General features: G+C 58.3%; 21 protein-coding genes and 1 pseudogene. 18 read left to right on the top strand and 4 right to left on the bottom strand.

Translation table 11 applies throughout. The features are described from left to right. Nucleotides 1-2: 2 nt before the first annotated feature. Both ACR0AP_RS18535 and ACR0AP_RS18530 read right to left on the bottom strand, forming a co-directional pair. Nucleotides 3-86: pseudogene (locus tag ACR0AP_RS18535) on the bottom strand (50S ribosomal protein L23); the annotation flags it as partial. Nucleotides 87-103: 17 nt separating this feature from the next. Further along, complete coding sequence (locus ACR0AP_RS18530; RefSeq protein ID WP_480508542.1) at nucleotides 104-1,138, bottom strand: fatty acid desaturase; 1,035 nt, start codon at nucleotides 1,136-1,138, stop codon at nucleotides 104-106. A 319-nt stretch (nucleotides 1,139-1,457) separates the two neighbouring features. Between ACR0AP_RS18530 and rplO the strand changes: the two genes are divergently transcribed. From rplO to ACR0AP_RS18440, 18 genes are all read left to right on the top strand, one after another. Next, a complete protein-coding gene (gene rplO / locus ACR0AP_RS18525; protein WP_480508519.1) occupies nucleotides 1,458-1,931 on the top strand; it encodes a 50S ribosomal protein L15 in 474 nt (157 codons plus the stop codon). Nucleotides 1,932-2,041: 110 nt separating this feature from the next. Beyond that, complete coding sequence (gene secY, locus ACR0AP_RS18520; RefSeq protein WP_480508517.1) at nucleotides 2,042-3,406, top strand: preprotein translocase subunit SecY; 1,365 nt, start codon at nucleotides 2,042-2,044, stop codon at nucleotides 3,404-3,406. Further along, entirely contained in the window at nucleotides 3,403-4,047 is a 645-nt protein-coding gene (locus ACR0AP_RS18515; protein WP_209505861.1) for an adenylate kinase, read from the top strand. The genes secY and ACR0AP_RS18515 overlap by 4 nt, the downstream gene beginning before the upstream one ends. A gap of 16 nt (nucleotides 4,048-4,063) precedes the next feature. Then, on the top strand, nucleotides 4,064-4,423 hold the full coding sequence (locus ACR0AP_RS18510) for a hypothetical protein (protein WP_480508515.1): 360 nt from the start codon (nucleotides 4,064-4,066) through the stop codon (nucleotides 4,421-4,423). A 264-nt stretch (nucleotides 4,424-4,687) separates the two neighbouring features. Then, entirely contained in the window at nucleotides 4,688-5,056 is a 369-nt protein-coding gene (gene rpsM, locus ACR0AP_RS18505; protein ID WP_209505862.1) for a 30S ribosomal protein S13, read from the top strand. A gap of 15 nt (nucleotides 5,057-5,071) precedes the next feature. Then, nucleotides 5,072-5,461 carry a 30S ribosomal protein S11 gene (gene rpsK, locus ACR0AP_RS18500; protein WP_170462414.1) on the top strand — a complete coding sequence of 130 codons (390 nt, stop codon included), beginning with the start codon at nucleotides 5,072-5,074 and terminating at the stop codon, nucleotides 5,459-5,461. A gap of 114 nt (nucleotides 5,462-5,575) precedes the next feature. Then, nucleotides 5,576-6,592, top strand: coding sequence for a DNA-directed RNA polymerase subunit alpha (locus tag ACR0AP_RS18495; protein WP_209598874.1), 1,017 nt, complete (start codon nucleotides 5,576-5,578; stop codon nucleotides 6,590-6,592). Nucleotides 6,593-6,767: 175 nt separating this feature from the next. Next, a complete protein-coding gene (gene rplQ, locus ACR0AP_RS18490) occupies nucleotides 6,768-7,190 on the top strand; it encodes a 50S ribosomal protein L17 (protein ID WP_480508513.1) in 423 nt (140 codons plus the stop codon). Nucleotides 7,191-7,299: 109 nt separating this feature from the next. Next, a complete protein-coding gene (locus ACR0AP_RS18485; protein WP_480508511.1) occupies nucleotides 7,300-7,707 on the top strand; it encodes a hypothetical protein in 408 nt (135 codons plus the stop codon). Between the two features lie 65 nt (nucleotides 7,708-7,772). Beyond that, nucleotides 7,773-9,158, top strand: a complete 1,386-nt coding sequence (locus ACR0AP_RS18480) for a trypsin-like peptidase domain-containing protein (RefSeq protein WP_480508509.1) — start codon at nucleotides 7,773-7,775, stop codon at nucleotides 9,156-9,158. Nucleotides 9,159-9,161: 3 nt separating this feature from the next. Beyond that, nucleotides 9,162-10,472 (top strand): replication-associated recombination protein A, encoded by a 1,311-nt coding sequence (locus tag ACR0AP_RS18475; RefSeq protein ID WP_480508507.1) that lies wholly within the window; start codon nucleotides 9,162-9,164, stop codon nucleotides 10,470-10,472. 186 nt (nucleotides 10,473-10,658) lie between these two features. After that, a complete protein-coding gene (locus tag ACR0AP_RS18470; protein WP_480508540.1) occupies nucleotides 10,659-11,702 on the top strand; it encodes an RluA family pseudouridine synthase in 1,044 nt (347 codons plus the stop codon). Further along, complete coding sequence (locus ACR0AP_RS18465) at nucleotides 11,699-12,370, top strand: HAD-IA family hydrolase (RefSeq protein ID WP_480508505.1); 672 nt, start codon at nucleotides 11,699-11,701, stop codon at nucleotides 12,368-12,370. Before ACR0AP_RS18470 ends, ACR0AP_RS18465 begins: the two co-directional genes overlap by 4 nt. 3 nt (nucleotides 12,371-12,373) lie before the next feature. Continuing rightward, a complete protein-coding gene (locus ACR0AP_RS18460; RefSeq protein WP_480508503.1) occupies nucleotides 12,374-13,081 on the top strand; it encodes an ATP12 family chaperone protein in 708 nt (235 codons plus the stop codon). Between the two features lie 205 nt (nucleotides 13,082-13,286). Beyond that, entirely contained in the window at nucleotides 13,287-14,303 is a 1,017-nt protein-coding gene (locus ACR0AP_RS18455) for an amino acid ABC transporter substrate-binding protein (protein WP_480508501.1), read from the top strand. Nucleotides 14,304-14,426: 123 nt separating this feature from the next. Beyond that, complete coding sequence (locus tag ACR0AP_RS18450; RefSeq protein WP_480487310.1) at nucleotides 14,427-15,659, top strand: amino acid ABC transporter permease; 1,233 nt, start codon at nucleotides 14,427-14,429, stop codon at nucleotides 15,657-15,659. Between the two features lie 3 nt (nucleotides 15,660-15,662). After that, on the top strand, nucleotides 15,663-16,961 hold the full coding sequence (locus tag ACR0AP_RS18445; RefSeq protein WP_480508499.1) for an amino acid ABC transporter permease: 1,299 nt from the start codon (nucleotides 15,663-15,665) through the stop codon (nucleotides 16,959-16,961). A gap of 12 nt (nucleotides 16,962-16,973) precedes the next feature. Continuing rightward, the gene (locus ACR0AP_RS18440) at nucleotides 16,974-17,765 is read left to right on the top strand and encodes an amino acid ABC transporter ATP-binding protein (protein WP_480484762.1); all 792 of its coding nucleotides are present in this window, start codon (nucleotides 16,974-16,976) and stop codon (nucleotides 17,763-17,765) included. A 44-nt stretch (nucleotides 17,766-17,809) separates the two neighbouring features. On the opposite strand, the gene ACR0AP_RS18435 is transcribed toward ACR0AP_RS18440, so the two are convergent. Next, nucleotides 17,810-18,307, bottom strand: a complete 498-nt coding sequence (locus ACR0AP_RS18435; RefSeq protein ID WP_480508497.1) for a SixA phosphatase family protein — start codon at nucleotides 18,305-18,307, stop codon at nucleotides 17,810-17,812. Continuing rightward, on the bottom strand, nucleotides 18,304-18,990 hold the full coding sequence (locus ACR0AP_RS18430) for a ferredoxin (RefSeq protein WP_480508495.1): 687 nt from the start codon (nucleotides 18,988-18,990) through the stop codon (nucleotides 18,304-18,306). The genes ACR0AP_RS18435 and ACR0AP_RS18430 overlap by 4 nt, the downstream gene beginning before the upstream one ends. Nucleotides 18,991-19,001: the final 11 nt, after the last annotated feature.

The raw sequence follows: 19,001 nt of genomic DNA, 5'->3' as shown, positions 1-19,001 counted from the left end.
GATCAGAGACCGGCGGACACGTCGATGGAGTTGCCCTTTTCCAGGGTCACATAGGATTTCTTGATGTCGTTCCGACGGCCCAGCTGGCGGCAGAGCCTACCCCTCACCCGTAAAGCGCGCGGGCCTCGGCGAATGACAGCAGTCGGCGGCTTTGCTCATCCCAAAGGTGCAGGCGCGCGTTGGCGAGGCTCTCGCGGATGGTCATCCGGTTGCTGTTTGCCAGCTCATCATGGTCGCGCAGCACTTCGGTCAGGCGATAGAATGGAATGCGGCTGTACAGGTGATGCACGTGGTGGATGCCGATATTGGCGGTGAACCACTGCAACACGGACGGCAATATATAATGAGAGCTTCCGTGCAGCGCCGCTTCGTGCAACTGCCAGTCTTCATCGGCGTCCCAATGCGTGTCCTCGAACTGGTGTTGCACATAGAACAGCCATACCCCGGCGGTGGCGGCAATCAGGGTCGAGGGCAGGAAGATCAGCACCATCGGCATCAGCCCGCCAAAATAGTAAATGGCCACAAGCGCAACCAGAATGGCAAGATTGGTGGCCATCGCGCTGACCCAGAACCGGACGCTGTCGGTCAGACCCAGCGGAAGGCGGTTTTGAAACAGGAACAGATATCCGGGGCCAAAAACGAACAGGGTGATCGGGTTTCGATACACACGATACCAGAACCGGTTCATCGGGGTTTTCGCCTGATATTCGGCCACGGTCAGGGTGTGGATATCGCCCATCCCGCGTTTGCCCAGATTGCCGGAACTGTTGTGATGTGTGGAATGCGTGCGGCGCCAGACATCATAAGGTGTCAGCGTCAGAACTCCGATCGAGCGTCCAACCCAGTCACTGACCGTCCGGTTCTTGAAGAACGCGCCGTGCCCGCAATCGTGCTGGATGGCAAACAGGCGCAACAGAAAGGCCGCGTTGAGAACGGAAATCGCAAAAGCAAGCCAATAGCTGACCGACAGCGACATCCAGGACAAAGCCCAGAGCGCGAAGAAGGGGATGATACTGACGCCCAGCTCAAACGCGCTGCGCAGCTGGTCGGGTTCGCGATATTTGGCAAGCGTTGTTACCCAGTCACGTGCAGCGGTAGCCCCAGGCTGTTTCCGGGTCGAGAGAGTGGTTTCAGTCATGCGCCTGCCAAGTTCTTGTTTGTGGCAATCCGGATAGACTACCGCCCGGTCATGGCAAGCGATATTTGCCAAAATCGCCATATTTCGTGCTCAATTTTCGGTCAGACCCCGGTGAAGGTGTCCTTTTGGGTTCACCCGCGGGGCCGGTCCCGGGGCTTTTGCCGGTCATGACAAGCGGCTGGCGATCTACAGTCTTGCCAAGCCCTGCCATCGGGCCTATACGCCTGCGGTGGCTTTTTGGCCGCGAGAATCAAAACCAAGAAATGCCGTGTTTGGCCCATCACGCTTCGGGGGTCATATCCGGCTTAGGAGAAGCGAAATGAAACTGAACGAATTGCGCGACAATCCTGGCGCCGCCCCAAAACGCACCCGCGTTGGCCGTGGTCCGGGTTCCGGCAAAGGTAAAATGGGTGGCCGTGGTATCAAAGGCCAGAAATCCCGCTCGGGTGTGGCCATTAACGGCTATGAAGGCGGTCAGATGCCCTTGTACCAGCGTCTGCCCAAGCGTGGCTTCAACAAGCCCAACCGCAAGGAATTCGCCGTCATCAATCTGGGCCTGATCCAGAAATTCGTCGAAGCCGGCAAGCTGGACGCCAAGGCTGCGATCACCGAAGACGCTCTGGTTGCGTCCGGTCTGGTCCGCCGCAAGCTGGATGGTATCCGCGTTCTGGCCAAAGGCGAGATCAGTGCCAAGGTGAATCTGGAAGTGACCGGTGCGTCGAAAGCTGCCGTCGAGGCAGTTGAAAAAGCGGGCGGTTCACTGAAAGTCACAAAAGCCGCTGCGGCAGAGTAAGCGCTTGTGAGCGGGCAAAGACCCGCTTACATAGACTTCAGAGTTTTCCAAGACGCCGTCCGAGCCGGAAAACGGTTCCGGGCGGCGTTTGCATAAGAGAGACCGACTTTATGGTATCAGCAGCAGAACAAATGGCAGCCAACACAAGCTGGGCTGCCCTTGGCAAGGCCACCGATCTGCGCAACCGCATCCTGTTCACGCTGGGTTTGCTGATCGTCTATCGCCTGGGCACCTTCATTCCGGTGCCGGGGATCGACGGAGCAGCATTGCGCGAGTTCATGGAACAAGCGGGGCAGGGCATCGGCGGCATGGTTTCGATGTTTACGGGCGGGGCGCTTGGCCGAATGGGCATCTTTGCCCTTGGCATCATGCCCTATATCTCGGCCTCGATCATCGTGCAGCTGCTGACATCGATGGTTCCCGCGCTCGAACAGCTCAAGAAAGAGGGCGAGCAGGGCCGCAAGAAGATCAACCAATACACCCGTTTCGGCACCGTGGCGCTGGCCACCGTTCAGGCCTATGGTCTGGCTGTTTCGCTGGAATCGGGCGATCTGGCGACCGATCCGGGGCTGTATTTCCGCATGTCGACCATGATCACGCTGGTCGGCGGCACCATGTTCCTGATGTGGCTGGGTGAGCAGATCACCGCGCGCGGCATCGGCAACGGTATCTCTCTGATCATTTTCGTCGGCATCATCGCCGAGGTCCCCGCCGCCCTGGCGCAGTTCTTCGCGTCGGGCCGTTCGGGCGCAATCAGCCCCGCCGTGATCGTTGGTGTGATCGTAATGGTGATCGCCGTGATCATGTTCGTGGTCTTCATGGAACGGGCGCTGCGAAAGATCCATATCCAGTACCCACGCCGTCAGGCCGGGATGAAAATCTACGAAGGCGGCTCCAGCCACCTGCCGGTCAAGGTCAACCCCGCGGGCGTGATCCCGGCGATCTTTGCCAGCTCGCTGCTGCTGCTGCCGGTGACGATCTCGACCTTCTCGTCGGGCGCTGCAAACGGGCCGGTCATGTCGTGGCTGCTGGCCAATTTCGGCCCCGGACAGCCGCTGTATCTGCTGTTCTTCGCGTCGATGATCGTGTTCTTTGCGTATTTCTACACGTTCAACGTGTCGTTCAAGCCGGATGATGTGGCGGACAACCTGAAAAAGCAGAACGGGTTCGTGCCCGGTATCCGCCCCGGCAAGAAAACCGCCGAGTATCTGGAATACGTGGTCAACCGCGTACTGGTGCTGGGGTCGGCCTATCTGGCTGCCGTCTGTCTGCTGCCTGAAATCCTGCGGGGCCAATTTGCCATCCCGTTCTATTTCGGTGGCACCTCGGTTCTGATTATCGTCTCCGTGACCATGGACACGATCCAGCAGGTTCAGAGCCATCTTCTGGCGCATCAATACGAAGGGCTTATCGAAAAGTCTCAACTGCGCGGCAAAAGCAAGAAACGCGGCAGGAAGGGACCCTCTCGTCGATGAATATCATTCTGTTGGGCCCCCCGGGGGCAGGGAAAGGAACGCAGGCGCGTCATCTGGTTGAAACACGCGGCATGGTGCAGCTCAGCACGGGCGACATGCTGCGCGAAGCCAAAACCTCGGGCACGGAGATGGGCCGGAAGGTTGCGGCGATCATGGATGCGGGCAAGCTGGTCACCGATGAAATCGTGATCGGCCTGATCGAAGAGAAACTGACCACCGAAACAGGCGCCGGTTTCATCTTTGACGGCTTTCCCCGAACGCTGGCGCAGGCCGATGCGCTGGCCGCTCTGCTGACCAAGCTGGGCCAGTCGCTGCACACCGTGATCGAGATGCGCGTTGATGACGACGCGCTGGTGGGCCGGATCACCGCACGCTCAACCTGTGGCGGATGTGGCGAGGTCTATAACGACAACACCAAGCCGATCCCGGCAGATGGCAAATGCACCAATTGCGGCAAGGAAAATGATTTCCAGCGCCGCGCCGATGACAACGAAGACAGCCTGCGCACGCGCCTGATGGAATACTACAAGAAGACGTCTCCGCTGATTGGCTATTACTACGCCAAGGGCGATCTGCGCCCCGTGAACGGGCTGGCGGATATCAAGGAAGTGACGGCGTCGATCGAGGCGATACTGGGTTAGTCCGCCGGGACTTCGTATGATTTATCGAAACGCAGCTGTGCCTCCTGAATTGGAGCCAAAGATTGATCTTTATAGAGATCTTTTGGAAGAGGGGCGCAGCCTTTTCTTAAAGTCTACGAAGCGATGGTTTTTGCTTGGATTACCCATCGTTGCATTGTGGCTGTTCTTGGCAGAGTACATTTTGCAGTATATCAGCGTTTCTCTGTTCTACCTCTTCACTGTATTTGGTTTACCTGCTTTGATCACGTGGGATATCCGCCGTAAGCGGGATGCTTTGCAAAACCAGATTTTCGCTATTCAGTATGAGTTTCAACGAAAGGGATTGAGCATCGCTCACGATCCAGGGTCAAACATCAGCGTTGATAAGTGGTCTTAACTGCTCCAAAGTTCGAGATATCTAGGCTTTTGAGTTCTCTGTAATTACCTTCGAGATTGACGGTCCTCGTTTCGGACTTGACGCCAGCGCCAAAAGCCCATATCGACCCCCATCCCTAAAGGGAATCAAGACCGCATGCGGGATTCGTCCCAATTGCCCCGACCACCTCGAATAATACTGGACCCTCTGGCGTCACTGCCACGGTAAAGTGTTGTGAAAAAAGGTTCCGGAGTTACGGAACCGCAACAAAAAGGAAAGTGACACGTGGCACGTATTGCCGGCGTAAACATCCCGACTGCAAAGCGGGTTCCAATCGCCCTCACATATATCACCGGTATCGGCAACACCTCGGCCAACGCAATCTGCGAAGCCGTGGGCATTGAAGCGCACCGCCGCGTCAATGAACTGTCGGATGCCGAAGTTCTGGCCATCCGCGAACATATCGACGCCAACTACACCGTCGAAGGTGACCTGCGTCGCGAAGTTCAGATGAACGTCAAGCGTCTGATGGACCTGGGCTGCTATCGCGGTCTGCGTCACCGCCGCAACCTGCCGGTTCGCGGTCAGCGTACCCACACCAACGCTCGTACCCGCAAAGGCCCCGCAAAGGCCATTGCCGGTAAGAAGAAATAAGGGAGGGTCTGACCGATGGCACGCGACAAGACTCGCATCAAGCGCAAAGAGCGCAAGAACATCGCATCGGGCGTTGCCCATGTGAACTCGACCTTCAACAACACCAAGATCCTGATCTCGGACGTACAGGGCAACGCCATCTCGTGGTCGTCTGCCGGTACCATGGGCTTCAAAGGATCGCGGAAATCTACCCCGTATGCCGCGCAGATGGCTGCGGAAGACGCAGGCAAGAAAGCGCAGGAACATGGCGTCAAGACGCTGGAAGTCGAAGTTCAGGGCCCCGGTTCGGGCCGTGAATCGGCTCTGCGTGCGCTGGCTGCCGTGGGCTTCAACATCACGTCGATCCGCGACGTGACACCGATTGCTCACAACGGCTGCCGTCCGCCGAAGCGTCGTCGCGTCTAAGCGATCTGGAATTAAGCTGGGGCTGTGTTTTTACACGGCCCCAGCACGTCATTTTGAACCTCGGGCGTCTGCACCTTGTTGGTCATGGGGCGCGGGCAGGAATGGAGGGATTACATGATCCACAAGAATTGGGCAGAATTGATCAAGCCGACCCAGCTGGAAGCCAAGCCGGGCAACGACCCTGCGCGTCAGGCGACCCTGGTTGCCGAACCGCTGGAACGTGGTTTTGGTCTGACCCTGGGCAACGCCCTGCGTCGCGTTTTGATGAGCTCGCTGCAAGGCGCGGCCATCACCAGCGTCCAGATCGACAACGTCCTGCACGAGTTCTCGAGCGTGGCGGGTGTGCGTGAAGACGTCACCGACATCATCCTGAACCTCAAGCAGGTTTCCTTGCGCATGGAAGTCGAAGGCCCCAAGCGCCTGTCGATCAATGCCAAAGGTCCGGCAATCGTTACGGCTGGTGACATCAGCGAAAGCGCAGGTATCGAGGTTCTGAACCGCGATCACGTCATCTGTCACCTGGATGACGGCGCCGACCTGTTCATGGAGCTGACCGTCAACACCGGGAAGGGTTACGTTTCGGCTGAAAAGAACAAGCCGGAAGATGCGCCCATCGGTCTGATCCCGATCGACGCGATCTATTCGCCGGTCAAGAAAGTCGCCTATGACGTTCAGCCGACCCGCGAAGGCCAGGTTCTGGACTATGACAAGCTGACCCTGAAGATCGACACCGATGGTTCGATCACCCCCGATGACGCACTGGCCTACGCCGCGCGCATCCTGCAGGATCAGCTGTCGATCTTCGTCAACTTCGACGAGCCGGAATCGGCTGGTCGCCAGGACGAAGATGATGGTCTGGAGTTCAACCCGCTGCTGCTTAAGAAAGTGGACGAGCTGGAACTGTCGGTCCGTTCGGCAAACTGCCTGAAGAACGACAACATCGTCTATATCGGCGACCTGATCCAGAAGACCGAAGCCGAGATGCTGCGCACCCCGAACTTCGGCCGCAAGTCGCTGAACGAGATCAAGGAAGTGCTGTCCGGCATGGGTCTGCACCTCGGCATGGATGTCGAGGACTGGCCGCCCGACAACATCGAAGATCTGGCAAAGAAATTCGAAGACGCGTTCTAAGCATCTTCGACTGCGGCGGCGGGGCCAACCTGCCGTCGCAGGTTTTGTACATTTCAGACCAATGGGGTCTGAAAGCCGGTACAAAACGTACAATCCGGGCAATCCCGCCCCAAGGTGAGCTTCTGACACGCATCGGAAGCCGGACAAAGCAAAACGCGAAAGAAGGAATTGAAAAATGCGTCACGCACGTGGTTACCGCCGCCTGAACCGTACTCATGAGCACCGCAAGGCTCTGTTTGCAAACATGGCTGGCTCGCTCATCGAACATGAGCAGATCAAGACAACTCTGCCCAAGGCAAAAGAACTGCGCCCGATCATCGAAAAGCTGGTCACCCTGGGCAAGCGCGGCGACCTGCACGCCCGCCGTCAGGCCGCAGCACAGCTGAAAGAAGACAAAGATGTCACCAAGCTGTTCGAAGTTCTGGGCCCCCGCTATGCCGAGCGTCAGGGCGGTTATGTCCGTATCCTGAAAGCAGGCTTCCGCTATGGTGACATGGCTCCGATGGCGATCATCGAATTCGTCGATCGCGATGTTGATGCCAAAGGCGCCGCAGACAAAGCCCGTGCTGCTGCCGAAGAAGCCGCAGCAGAAGAATAAGCACTAAGGTCATCGACCGAATGCGCCTGCCCGAGCAATCGGGCAGGCTTTTTTGTGCCTCAGCCAGCCGATTGTCAACATACGGTTTGTCCATTAAGTTCAAACCGTTATGGCAAAGAAATCTGCAACTGGATACTCGGGCAAACCGCTCTGGGCGAAACTGGGGTTCAAACCCGGATATGCGGTCCGTACGCTCAACGCTCCTGCCCATTATCCCGACCTGACAGCCGGTTCTGACGGTGTTCTGTTCGACCCTGCAGCCGATCCTGCGGATGCGGTTCACATGTTCCTGAACCATCCGGACCAGATCGCCGAATTGGCCGCTGAGCAAATCGCCCACATACGGAGCGGAGGAATGCTGTGGGTCTCCTGGGCCAAGAAATCTTCGCCCCTGCATGCTGGCGTGACCGAGGATATGCCGCGCAGTGAAATCCTGCCGCTGGGCTGGGTCGACGTGAAGGTTTGCGCGGTTGATGCCGATTGGTCCGGGCTCAAGTTCCTGCGCCGCCGAAGCTGAGCGCGCGGCTTGCATTTGTCGCCTTTGCCCCGCATATCCCAAGGATAATCTAATCCGGAGCCCCCATGATCCGCGCATCCTTTATCGCTCTTATGCTTGTCATGGCCCTGCCAGCATTTGCCGAAACCCGCGTCCCGCAATCGCAGTCCGAAATCTCTCTGGGCTTTGCTCCGGTGGTCAAAAAGGCCTCGCCTGCGGTGGTGAATATCTACGCCAAGATCGTGCGGCAGGGGCGGGCCAGCCCGTTTTACTCGGACCCGTTTTTTCGGGATTTCTTTGGCGGCAGCCTGGGAGCGCCGCAGCAGCGGGTTCAGAACTCGTTGGGCTCCGGGGTCATCCTGTCTGAAGATGGCTACGTTGTGTCCAACTACCATGTTGTAGGCTCGGCGACCGAAATCAGGGTCGTGACAACCGACCGGCGCGAGTTTTCTGCCACAGTCGTACTGGGGCACGAAGAAAGCGACATTGCGATTCTGCGTCTGGAAGAGGCGCAAGACCTGCCCTACCTGACCCTACGCGATTCCGATCAGGTCGAGGTTGGCGAACTGGCCCTTGCCATCGGCAACCCGTTCGGGGTGGGGCAAACGGTGTCCTCTGGTATCATCTCGGGCTTGGCGCGCACAGGTACTGCGACAGGCAATGCACGCGGGTATTTCATTCAGACAGATGCAGCGATCAACCCGGGCAACTCCGGTGGTGCGCTGATTGATGTGAACGGGGACCTTATCGGGATCAACACCTCTATTCTAACACGCTCGGGCGGGTCGAATGGCATCGGTTTTGCCATCCCCGCAAATCTTGTGGCCGAGTTTCTGAAACAGGCCCAGCAGGGCAATGACAGTTTTATCAGCCCCTGGGCAGGCATGACCGGTCAACATATGAGCGCGGATATTGCTGAATCCCTTGGTCTTGCCATCCCGCTGGGTGTTGTCATCTCGGACCTTCATGACCTTAGCCCGCTGCGCGAGGCGGGGCTTAAGGTGGGGGACGTCGTGACCCATGTGGACGGGGACGAAGTGAACTCGCCTGCCGAGATGAAGTTTCGCATGTCCGTAGCGGGGGTGGGGGGGACATCGGTTCTGACACGGCTGCGCGGCACCCAGAGCGAAGAGGTTGAGGTGGCACTGATCAAAGCGCCGGAAACCCCCGCCGCTGAAAAGACGACATTGGATGAAGACACTGTCCTGCCGGGGCTGGTGGTGTCCCGCGTCAATCCTGCGGTGATCTCCGATATGGGCTTGCCACTGTCCCAGACAGGTGTCGTTGTTGTTGATCCCGGCCCCTATGGTGGACGCGCGGGTTTGCGATCGGGGGATATTCTTGAAAGCATCAATTCCAATGACGTCGAACGTCCTGGGGATGTGGAGAATGCGCTGACAGATCCGGGTCGTCGTGTGCAGATGGGTCTTCTGCGCGGTGGCCGGTCAGTCTCATTGCGGTTCCGGCTGTAACCCGTGAGCGATCTGTTCGATACCGGGCCAACGGAACCCACCGCTGCGCCACACCGTCCCCTGGCGGACCGGTTGCGCCCGCAGTCACTGGCCGAGGTCATCGGTCAGGAACAGGTTCTTGGCCCGGATGCACCGCTGGGGGTCATGCTGGCGTCAGGCAGTCTGTCCAGCCTGATCTTCTGGGGGCCGCCCGGTGTCGGCAAGACGACGATCGCACGGTTGCTGGCGCAGGAAACCGATCTGCAATTCGTTCAGATCAGTGCGATTTTCACCGGTGTTCCGGATTTGAAGAAGGTTTTCGAAGCGGCCAAGATCAGGCGCCAGAACGGGCAGGGGACCTTGCTGTTCGTGGACGAGATACACCGCTTCAACAAGGCGCAACAGGACGGGTTTCTGCCGCATATGGAGGACGGCACGATCCTTCTGGTCGGGGCAACGACCGAGAACCCGTCCTTTGAGCTGAACGCCGCGGTTCTCAGCCGGTCGCAGGTTCTGGTGCTGGAACGGCTTGGCCTTTCCGATCTTGAACGCCTGACCCAGCGTGCGGAAAAAGAGCTGGACCGCGCGCTGCCGTTGACACCCGCAGCCCGCGATGCGTTGCAGGAAATGGCAGATGGTGACGGGCGGGCGTTGCTGAACCTGATCGAACAGGTCTCGGCCTGGAAGGTGGATGCGCCACTGGACACGGACGCGCTGTCGACGCGGCTGATGCGGCGGGCGGCGAAATATGACAAGTCGGGCGATGAACATTACAACTTGATTTCAGCCCTGCACAAATCGGTACGCGGGTCCGACCCGGACGCGGCGCTGTACTGGTTCGCGCGAATGCTGACAGGGGGCGAAGACCCGCGCTATCTGGCGCGTCGGATCACACGGATGGCGGTCGAGGATATCGGCCTGGCCGATCCGCAGGCACAGGCCATTTGCCTGCAATCCTGGGAAACGTATGAGCGGCTCGGCTCTCCCGAAGGTGAGCTGGCGCTGGCGCAGGCGCTGGTCTATCTGGCCCTGGCCCCGAAATCCAACGGTGCTTATGTCGGCTATAAGGCAGCGATGCGGCTGGCCAAGCAATCGGGCAGCGAGCCACCGCCCAAACATATCCTGAATGCCCCTACATCAATGATGAAGGATCAGGGATATGGTGCCGGCTATGCGTATGACCATGACGCCGAAGACGGGTTTTCCGGTCAGAACTATTTCCCTGAAACGATGCAACGCCCGGTTCTGTATCAACCGGTCGAGCGCGGGTTCGAGCGTGAGCTGAAAAAGCGCCTCGATTACTTCGCCAAGCTTCGGACCCAGCGCAACAGCTAGGCTGGCTGGGAATGTATTGATCGTGCCGAGAAGTGGCGGGCGGTGCTGAGCCCCCTCGAACGCCAAAGGTTCCTGTCTGATACCTTGACTCTTGCCGCGTTGCGCGCGAGAGACCCCCATGATTTCTGGGACACGGACAAAGACGCAATCCGGGCGGATCACCCGCGCGGCGCAAGGGGCAATGGCATGAGTGGCGTACAGATGATTACAGTCGCTGAAGGGGACGGCGATCAGCGTGTGGACCGCTGGTTGCGCCGCCTGTTCCCGCATGTCAGCCAGGGCCGCATCGAAAAGATGTGCCGCAAGGGAGAACTGCGTGTGGATGGTGGCCGGGCCAAGGCCTCGACCCGATTGGAGGTCGGGCAGGTGGTTCGTGTGCCGCCATTGCCGGGGCCTGATCCCAAACCGGTTGAGGTCAAGCATCGTATCTCGGATGCGGATGACAAGATGATCCAGTCCTGCGTGATCTACCGTGATGATCACATTCTGGCCCTGAACAAGCCGCAGGGCCTGCCGGTTCAGGGCGGCAGCGGGCAGACCCGGCATGTCGACAGCCTGTCCGAGGCGTTGCGGTTTGGGTATGACGAAAACCCGCGTCTGGTTCACCGCCTGGACAAGGACACGTCAGGAGTTCTGCTGCTGGCCCGCACGCGCGAAGCCGCAAAGGGGCTGACAGCCGCTTTCCGCCACCGCGACACGCGCAAGATTTACTGGGCGCTGGTTGCAGGTGTTCCCACGCCATATCTGGGTGAAATCAAGACGGGTCTTGTGAAAGCAGCTGGTCATGGCGCCCACGGCGAGGGTGAAAAGATGATCCCCGTCCATATGAACGAGATCGACAGCACCCCCGGTGCGAAACGGGCACATACACATTATGCGACCCTCTACCGGGTGGCCGGGCGCGCCGCTTGGGTGGCGATGGAGCCAATCACGGGCCGCACCCACCAACTGCGCGCGCATATGGCAGCGATCGGTCATCCGATCATCGGCGACGGCAAATATGGTGGCTCGGGGCAGGAAAACCTGGGTGATGGCTGGGGCGCGCAACTGGGTGGGATCATCAGCAAAAAGCTGCATCTGCACGCGCGGCGACTGTCATTCCTGCATCCGATAACGCGCAAACCGGTAACGGTGACTGCGCCCTTGCCGGAACATATGAAACACAGCTGGGACACCTTCGGCTGGACCGAGGATCTGGCCGCCGACGACCCGTTTGAGGCGCTGCAATGAGCGCACCGCTGCGGCTGGTTTTGTTTGATGTCGATGGCACTCTGGTCGACAGTCAGGGCAGTATCGTTCACGCCATGACCACCAGCTTTCAGGCCGCTTCGGTCCCTGTACCGACGCGAGAGGTGATCCTGTCCATTGTCGGGCTGTCCCTGCCACATGCAATCGCACGGTTGGTGCCGGACCAACCTTCCTCGGTCCAGAACGATCTAGTTGAAGGGTACAAGGAAGCTTATCATGCGCATCGCTTGGATTTGGGCGCGGCCAGCTCTCCGCTCTATCCCGGTGCGAGAGAGGCGATTGAAGCTTTGCACGCCGTGCCCGAAGTGCTTCTTGGGGTGGCAACCGGCAAATCCCAGCGCGGACTTGATGCGTTGATCGAAGTACATGGGCTTGAGCGCTACTTCGTCACCCGGCAGGTCGCCGACCACCATCCGTCGAAACCGCATCCTTCCATGGTGCAGGCCGCGTTGGCCGAGACCGGTGTCGAATCCGACTGCGCGGTGATGGTCGGCGATACAAGCTATGACATGGACATGGCCGCCGCTGCCGGGGTGCGCGGCATCGGCGTGGCATGGGGGTACCATGATCGGTCTGCTTTGACCTCGGCCACCTGCATGATTGAGACCTTTGACCAGTTGCCCACTGCGCTGGCCGGGATATGGAACTGAAACATGAGTGACTGGAAACCGAAACGCTTCTGGAAAGACAGCCGGACCATCGATGTTGAAGGTGGGTTTACGGTTGAACTGGATGGCCGCCGCGTCAAGACCCCTGCCAAAGCAGCGTTGATCCTGCCGACCCGCGCCATGGCCGAAGCGGTTACAGCGGAATGGGATGCCCAGCAGAGTGAGGTAGATCCGTCGACGATGCCATGCACCCGATCGGCGAATGCGGCAATCGACAAGGTTCGGTCCCAGCACGGGGAAGTTGCCGATATGCTTGCGGATTACGGCGATTCTGATCTGCTGTGCTATCGAGCGACACATCCAACAGAGTTGCAGGAACGTCAAAGCGCCGAATGGGATCCGGCACTGGATTGGGCCGAGGTCGCACTGTCTGCTCGCTTGCGGCCAGTTGTCGGTGTGCTGCACAAACCGCAATCTGCCGCTGCCCTGTCGGCGCTGCGTGCTCGCGTCCATGCGCTGGATGCGTTTCAACTGGCGGCGTTCCACGATCTGGTCAGCTTGTCAGGGTCATTGATTCTCGGGTTTGCGGCGGCCATGGATTGGCGCGAACCGGCCGAAATATGGCGCATTTCGAGGTTGGACGAAACCTGGCAGATCGAACAATGGGGTCACGATGACGAGGCCCATGCGGTTGCCGAAACGAAGAAAGCCGCATTTCTGCATGCTAAACGCTTCTTTGATATGTCGGTTTGATCCTTATTTTCCGATTTTTGGCCAAATGTTCAAATTGGTTGGGGTCTGATCCATCGTTTTCGATGATCCGACCCTTGACGTTTGTTTATGAATACGCCCAAACTCAGTGCCACTAAAGGGGAGACACCTTTGGAGTAACCTATCCGGCATCCACTTGCCGGGCAGAGCCGCCTCTGATGGGGCGGGAAATCAGGAAGAGGTAAAAATGAAAAAATCCGTAATCTTGGGCGCGGCAACGATTGCCGGTCTTGCTGCTGGCGCAGCCGTGGCAGGGACCGTTGACGACGTTAAAGCGCGCGGCAAGCTGAACTGTGGTGTGACCACCGGTCTGGTTGGCTTTGCTGCTCCTGACGCCAATGGCGAATGGCAGGGCTTTGACGTATCGCTGTGCCGTGCCGTTGCTGCTGCTGTTCTGGGCGATGCAAGCGCAGTAGAATTCGTTCCGACCACCGGTAAGACACGTTTTACCGCTCTGGCCTCGGGCGAGATCGACATGCTGGCGCGTAACACCACCTGGACCTTCAGCCGCGACGTCGACCTGAAGTTCGAATTCACCGGTGTGAACTACTATGACGGTCAGGGCTTTATGGTTCCCAAGGCACTGGGCGTAAGCTCGGCCAAGGAACTGGACGGCGCAACCGTTTGTATCCAGACCGGCACCACAACCGAGCTGAACCTGGCGGACTTCTTCCGTTCGAACAACATCAGCTACGAACCGGTTCCGATCGAAACCAACGCCGAAGCACAGCAGCAGTACCTGGCTGGCGCATGTGACGTTTACACCACCGACGCTTCGGGTCTGGCGGCAACCCGCGCCACATTCGAAAACCCCGGTGATCACATCCTGCTGCCTGAAATCATCTCGAAAGAGCCGCTGGGCCCGCTGGTCCGTCACGGCGACCACGAGTGGGGCGACGTTGTGCGCTGGACTCTGAACGCGCTGATCTCGGCTGAAGAACTGGGCGTAACCTCGGCCAATATCGATGAACTGGCCGCTGGCACCGAAAACCCCGAAATCAACCGCCTGCTGGGTACCGAAGGCACCCTGGGCGAAATGCTGGGTCTGGACGCTGACTGGGCAGCCAAGGCGATCAAAGCCGGTGGCAACTATGGCGAAGTGTTTGCCAAGAACATCGGTGAAGAAACCCCGATTGGTCTGGCACGCGGCCTGAACGCACAGTGGACCGAAGGCGGCCTGCTGTACTCGCCGCCGTTCCGCTAATATCGACGGAGAAGGGCGCAGGGCAACCTGCGCCCTTTTTCACCAAAACTTACGCGAACGGACGCAGAGCGGGGACAACCTCGCCACAAAAACAAAGTCCGCAAGCCACGGGGATTCCAAAATATGTCGACTATGACTGACCCGCCGAAAGCTGATTTTCGGCTGTCGATGCTCATAAACGATACCCGCTATCGCTCGATGACATTTCAGGTGATTGCGGCAATCGTTATTGCGCTTAGCATCTGGTATCTGGGCAACAACCTGATCCAGAACCTCAGGGCCGCTGGCCTTAACATTTCCTATTCATTCCTTGGCGATCCGTCTGGGTACGATATCAACCAACGCCTCATTGAATATGACAGCCAGGCCTCTCATGGGCGGGCGGCGATTGTGGGTATTCTCAATACGCTGCTGGTCGCCTTTCTGGCCTGCATAACCGCGACCATCTTTGGTGTTCTCGCGGGTGTTCTGCGCTTGTCCAACAACTGGCTAATCTCAAAGCTGATGGCGTTTTATGTCGAGATCTTCCGGAATATTCCGGTTCTGATCTGGATCCTTATCATCTTCTTCATCATCACCGCTACGATGCCCGCACCAAGGGCCTATTTGGGTGAAGATGCCGATCGTGGAATGGTGCTCGGACTCTTTGCCTTCACCAACCGGGGAATTTACGTACCGCTTCCCTACTTTACAGGTGGTTTTGGCGGCGTTGCGAACTGGTTGCTTGTAATTGCAGTATTGGTCGCGTCCTATTTCTCTACGCGGTTAGTGAAAAAAAACGCCCAGATCAAACAAGAGGAAACAGGCGTCAGACCGAACACCCTGCTGTTGAACGCTGCGATTTGGTTCTTGCCGGTTATCGTTGTTCTATTTTTGTTGGGACTGTCATGGGACCTGCCTGATCCTTTGGCCAACCGATTTAATCTGCGCGGGGGTCTTCAAATCGGTGCACCACTAATCGCATTGTGGTTCGCCCTGTCGATTTACACCGGTGCCTTCATTGCCGAAAACGTACGTGCGGGTATTCAAGCGATCAACAAAGGTCAGACCGAGGCTGCCGCGGCGCTGGGTCTTCGCCCTGGACGGATCATGAACCTCGTGGTCCTGCCGCAGGCGTTGCGGGTGATTATCCCGCCACTGATCTCGCAGTACCTGAACATCACCAAAAACTCGTCGCTGGCGATTGCCGTGGGCTATGCAGATATCACCGCAACGCTGGGTGGTATCACGCTTAACCAGACAGGTCGTGCAATCGAATGTGTTCTGCTGCTGATGCTGTTCTACCTGACAGCCTCGCTGCTGATTTCGATGGTGATGAACATCTACAACGCATCCGTCAAGTTGAAGGAGCGCTGAGCCATGAGTGATCAAACGACGAACTCGATCGCCTTCGTGGCCGAAGGTACAATCCCCCCCTCACCGCCCCCAGCAAACGAGGTCGGTGTGGCCAAGTGGATGCGCGAGAACTTGTTCTCGGGTGTGGCTAACACGATCCTGACGGTGATCTCGCTGATCCTGATCTACCTCATTTTGAAGAACACGCTACCGTGGATTCTGAATGGAGTTTGGAATGCGAACTCGCTGGCGGAATGCCGCGAAATTCTGGCAGGTAAGACTGGTGCGTGCTTCGCGGTTCTGACTGAACGTTGGCCGCAACTGATCTACGGCTTTAAATACCCGGCCGAAGAATACTGGCGCCCGAATCTGGCCTTTGTGCTGATGTTGGTGGCCTTTGCCCCTGTGCTGTTTTTCGATCTACCGCGCAAGCTGCTGATCTTTACCGGGCTTTACCCGTTTATCGCGTTCTGGCTGATCTGGGGTGGTACATTCCTTGCGCCGTTGGTTGCGCTGGTGGGCTGTATCGCTGCGGGTACGGTGTTCCAGAAATTGGGTAAGAACAGCTTTGCCGCCGGGTTCTTTGGTGCCATCGTCATTGCACTGATAGTCTGGAATGTCGGCGCAGTACTGATCCCTGAAGGCGCGTCAGAAAACGCTTGGTTGACTTACGTTCCCAGCCGTGACCTGGGTGGATTCATGCTGAACATGATGCTGGGTGTGACCTGTGTGTCGCTGTCGGTGCCGCTGGGTATCGCGCTGGCGCTGGGTCGTCAGTCGGATATGCCGCTGATCAAGTGGGTTTGTGTCATCTTCATCGAATTCATCCGCGGCGTGCCTCTGATCACGCTGCTGTTCGTAGCTTCGGTGATGCTGGCCTACTTTTTCCCGCCTGACAGCACTGTCGATCTGTTCCTGCGCGTTGTGATCATGATCACCATGTTCTCAGCCGCCTATATCGCCGAGGTGATCCGCGGCGGTCTGGCCGCGCTTCCACGTGGGCAGTACGAAGCAGCAGACAGTCTGGGCCTTGATTACCCGCAGGCGATGCGGCTGATCATCCTGCCGCAGGCGCTGAAGATCTCGATCCCCGGGATTGTGAACGTGGCCGTGGGCCTGTTCAAGGACACCACACTAGTTTCGGTCATTTCGATGTTCGATCTGGTGGGCATGATCCGGGGTCCCATCCTGGCGTCAACCGAATGGAACGGCGTCTATTGGGAGCTTCTGGGCTTTGCCGCGCTTTTGTTCTTCGTCGTCTGTTACGGCATCTCTCAATATTCTCAGTGGCTCGAGCGTCGCCTTGCCACGGATCATCGTTAAGGAGTTCAACACATGTCTGAACTTGCAATTGACCGCGAAATCGACCGTTCCAAAATGCAGGTGAGCGACGAGGTCGCCATCGAAATCACCAACATGAACAAGTGGTACGGTTCCTTTCACGTGCTGCGCGACATCAATCTGACCGTCAATCAGGGCGAGCGGATTGTTATTGCGGGTCCGTCCGGGTCAGGGAAATCTACCCTGATCCGCTGCCTGAACGCGCTGGAGGAACACCAGCAGGGCACGATCATCGTGGATGGGACCGAGCTGTCGAATGACCTCAAGAACATCGACAAGATCCGGTCCGAGGTTGGCATGGTGTTCCAGCACTTCAACCTGTTCCCGCACCTGACCATTTTGGAGAACTGCACGCTGGCCCCGATCTGGGTGCGCAAGACGCCTAAGAAAGAGGCCGAAGAGCGCGCGATGCATTTCCTTGAAAAGGTGAAAATCCCCGAGCAGGCCGACAAGTATCCTGGTCAGCTTTCGGGTGGTCAGCAGCAGCGTGTGGCAATTGCCCGCTCGCTGTGCATGATGCCGCGGATCATGTTGTTCGATGAACCGACATCGGCGTTGGACCCCGAGATGATCAAAGAGGTGCTCGACACCATGATCGAGCTGGCCGAGGAAGGCATGACCATGCTGTGCGTGACGCACGAGATGGGCTTTGCCCGTCAGGTTGCCAACCGCGTGATCTTTATGGATGCCGGTCAGATCGTGGAACAGAACGAACCTGAAGAGTTCTTCAACAACCCGCAAAGCGAGCGGACCAAGCTGTTCCTCAGCCAGATTCTGGGACACTGAACGTTTCAAGATAGTGGAAAGGCGGGGTTTTGCCCCGCCTTTTTCTATTCCAGCAACTCACGCGCAGTGGTGAAGCCCAGCACCGCGCCCATTTGCCAGCGCACGTCTGACCAGCTGTCGGCGTCGAATTTCATCACAGTGGTTGCACAAGTCGGATAGTCGAAAAAGCGCATGTGATCCGGCGGCCGTTGCACAAGGCGGTTGGCGAATTCGGCGATTCCGGGGTTATGGCCCAGCATCAACACAGTCGGTTCCGTGGCACCTGCTAACTCGCGCAACATGTCTTCGGCATCGGCGTGGTAGAGCGATTTGTGAAAGCGGACCTTATCGGCCTTTAACCCCATCCGGGCCCATGTCTCGCGGGTGCGGGTTGACGTCGAGCTTAGCACTTCTTCCGGCAGCCAGCCGTTATCGCGCAGCCATGCACCAATGGCGGGGGCAGACCTGCGCCCACGCTTGTTCAGGGGGCGTTCATGGTCGCCAAGTCCCGGATTGTCCCAGCTGGATTTGGCGTGACGCGTCAGGATCAGGGTGCGGGTCACGACGGGTGAAAAGCCATCATATGATGGGCTGATTGTTCGGGGTCGCGCCCTGCGCCAGCGCTGAGCGGGCAAGCGAGGCGGGCCAGACAGCCGCCCGTCATGCAGGACTGCCCCTTAGCGGTATCAAGATGGTTGTGGCAGGCTGCGATGTCATAGAAGTTTTGCGCGTTCAGCGCGCCGACAGGGCAGGCCGTCGTGCACGGTGCGGCGCAGGTGTCACAGGGGGAAACGCCGGACGCCTCGGGGATCGCAAGCTCATGGGCGAAATGCAGTGCGCCGCGATATGAGATCATCATGCCGACCGTGTCATGTACCAAGGCCCCCACCGGGCTGCTGAAAGTGCGTCCCGATTTCAGGGCCCAGTCGATGAATGGCGCATAGGGCGGACCACCAAAGGGGAAATAGGCCTGTGCACCGAACGCATGCGCCATCTGGCCGACGGTTCTGGTTGACCAGCGGTCTACTGGATCAGGCCCCCGCCATTCCGGCGAGGCTTTCAGAGCAGGCCAGAAATCAGGACCCGCGCCCAGCAAGATCAGAGTGCCAGTGTCAAGTTGCCGGGCTGCCACGCGATGAGGATGCAGCGCGCCCATGACAATCAACCCCGCCTGACGCGCCGCATGTTCTACGCGGCCATAGGTTTCCACATCCGGAACAGAGGAAGGTTGCGCAAGCTCTGTCATCTTCCCTCGGC

It is taken from the genome of Ruegeria sp. AF7, from assembly GCF_056541885.1.
This window is presented reverse-complemented; position numbering and strand designations above follow the sequence as displayed.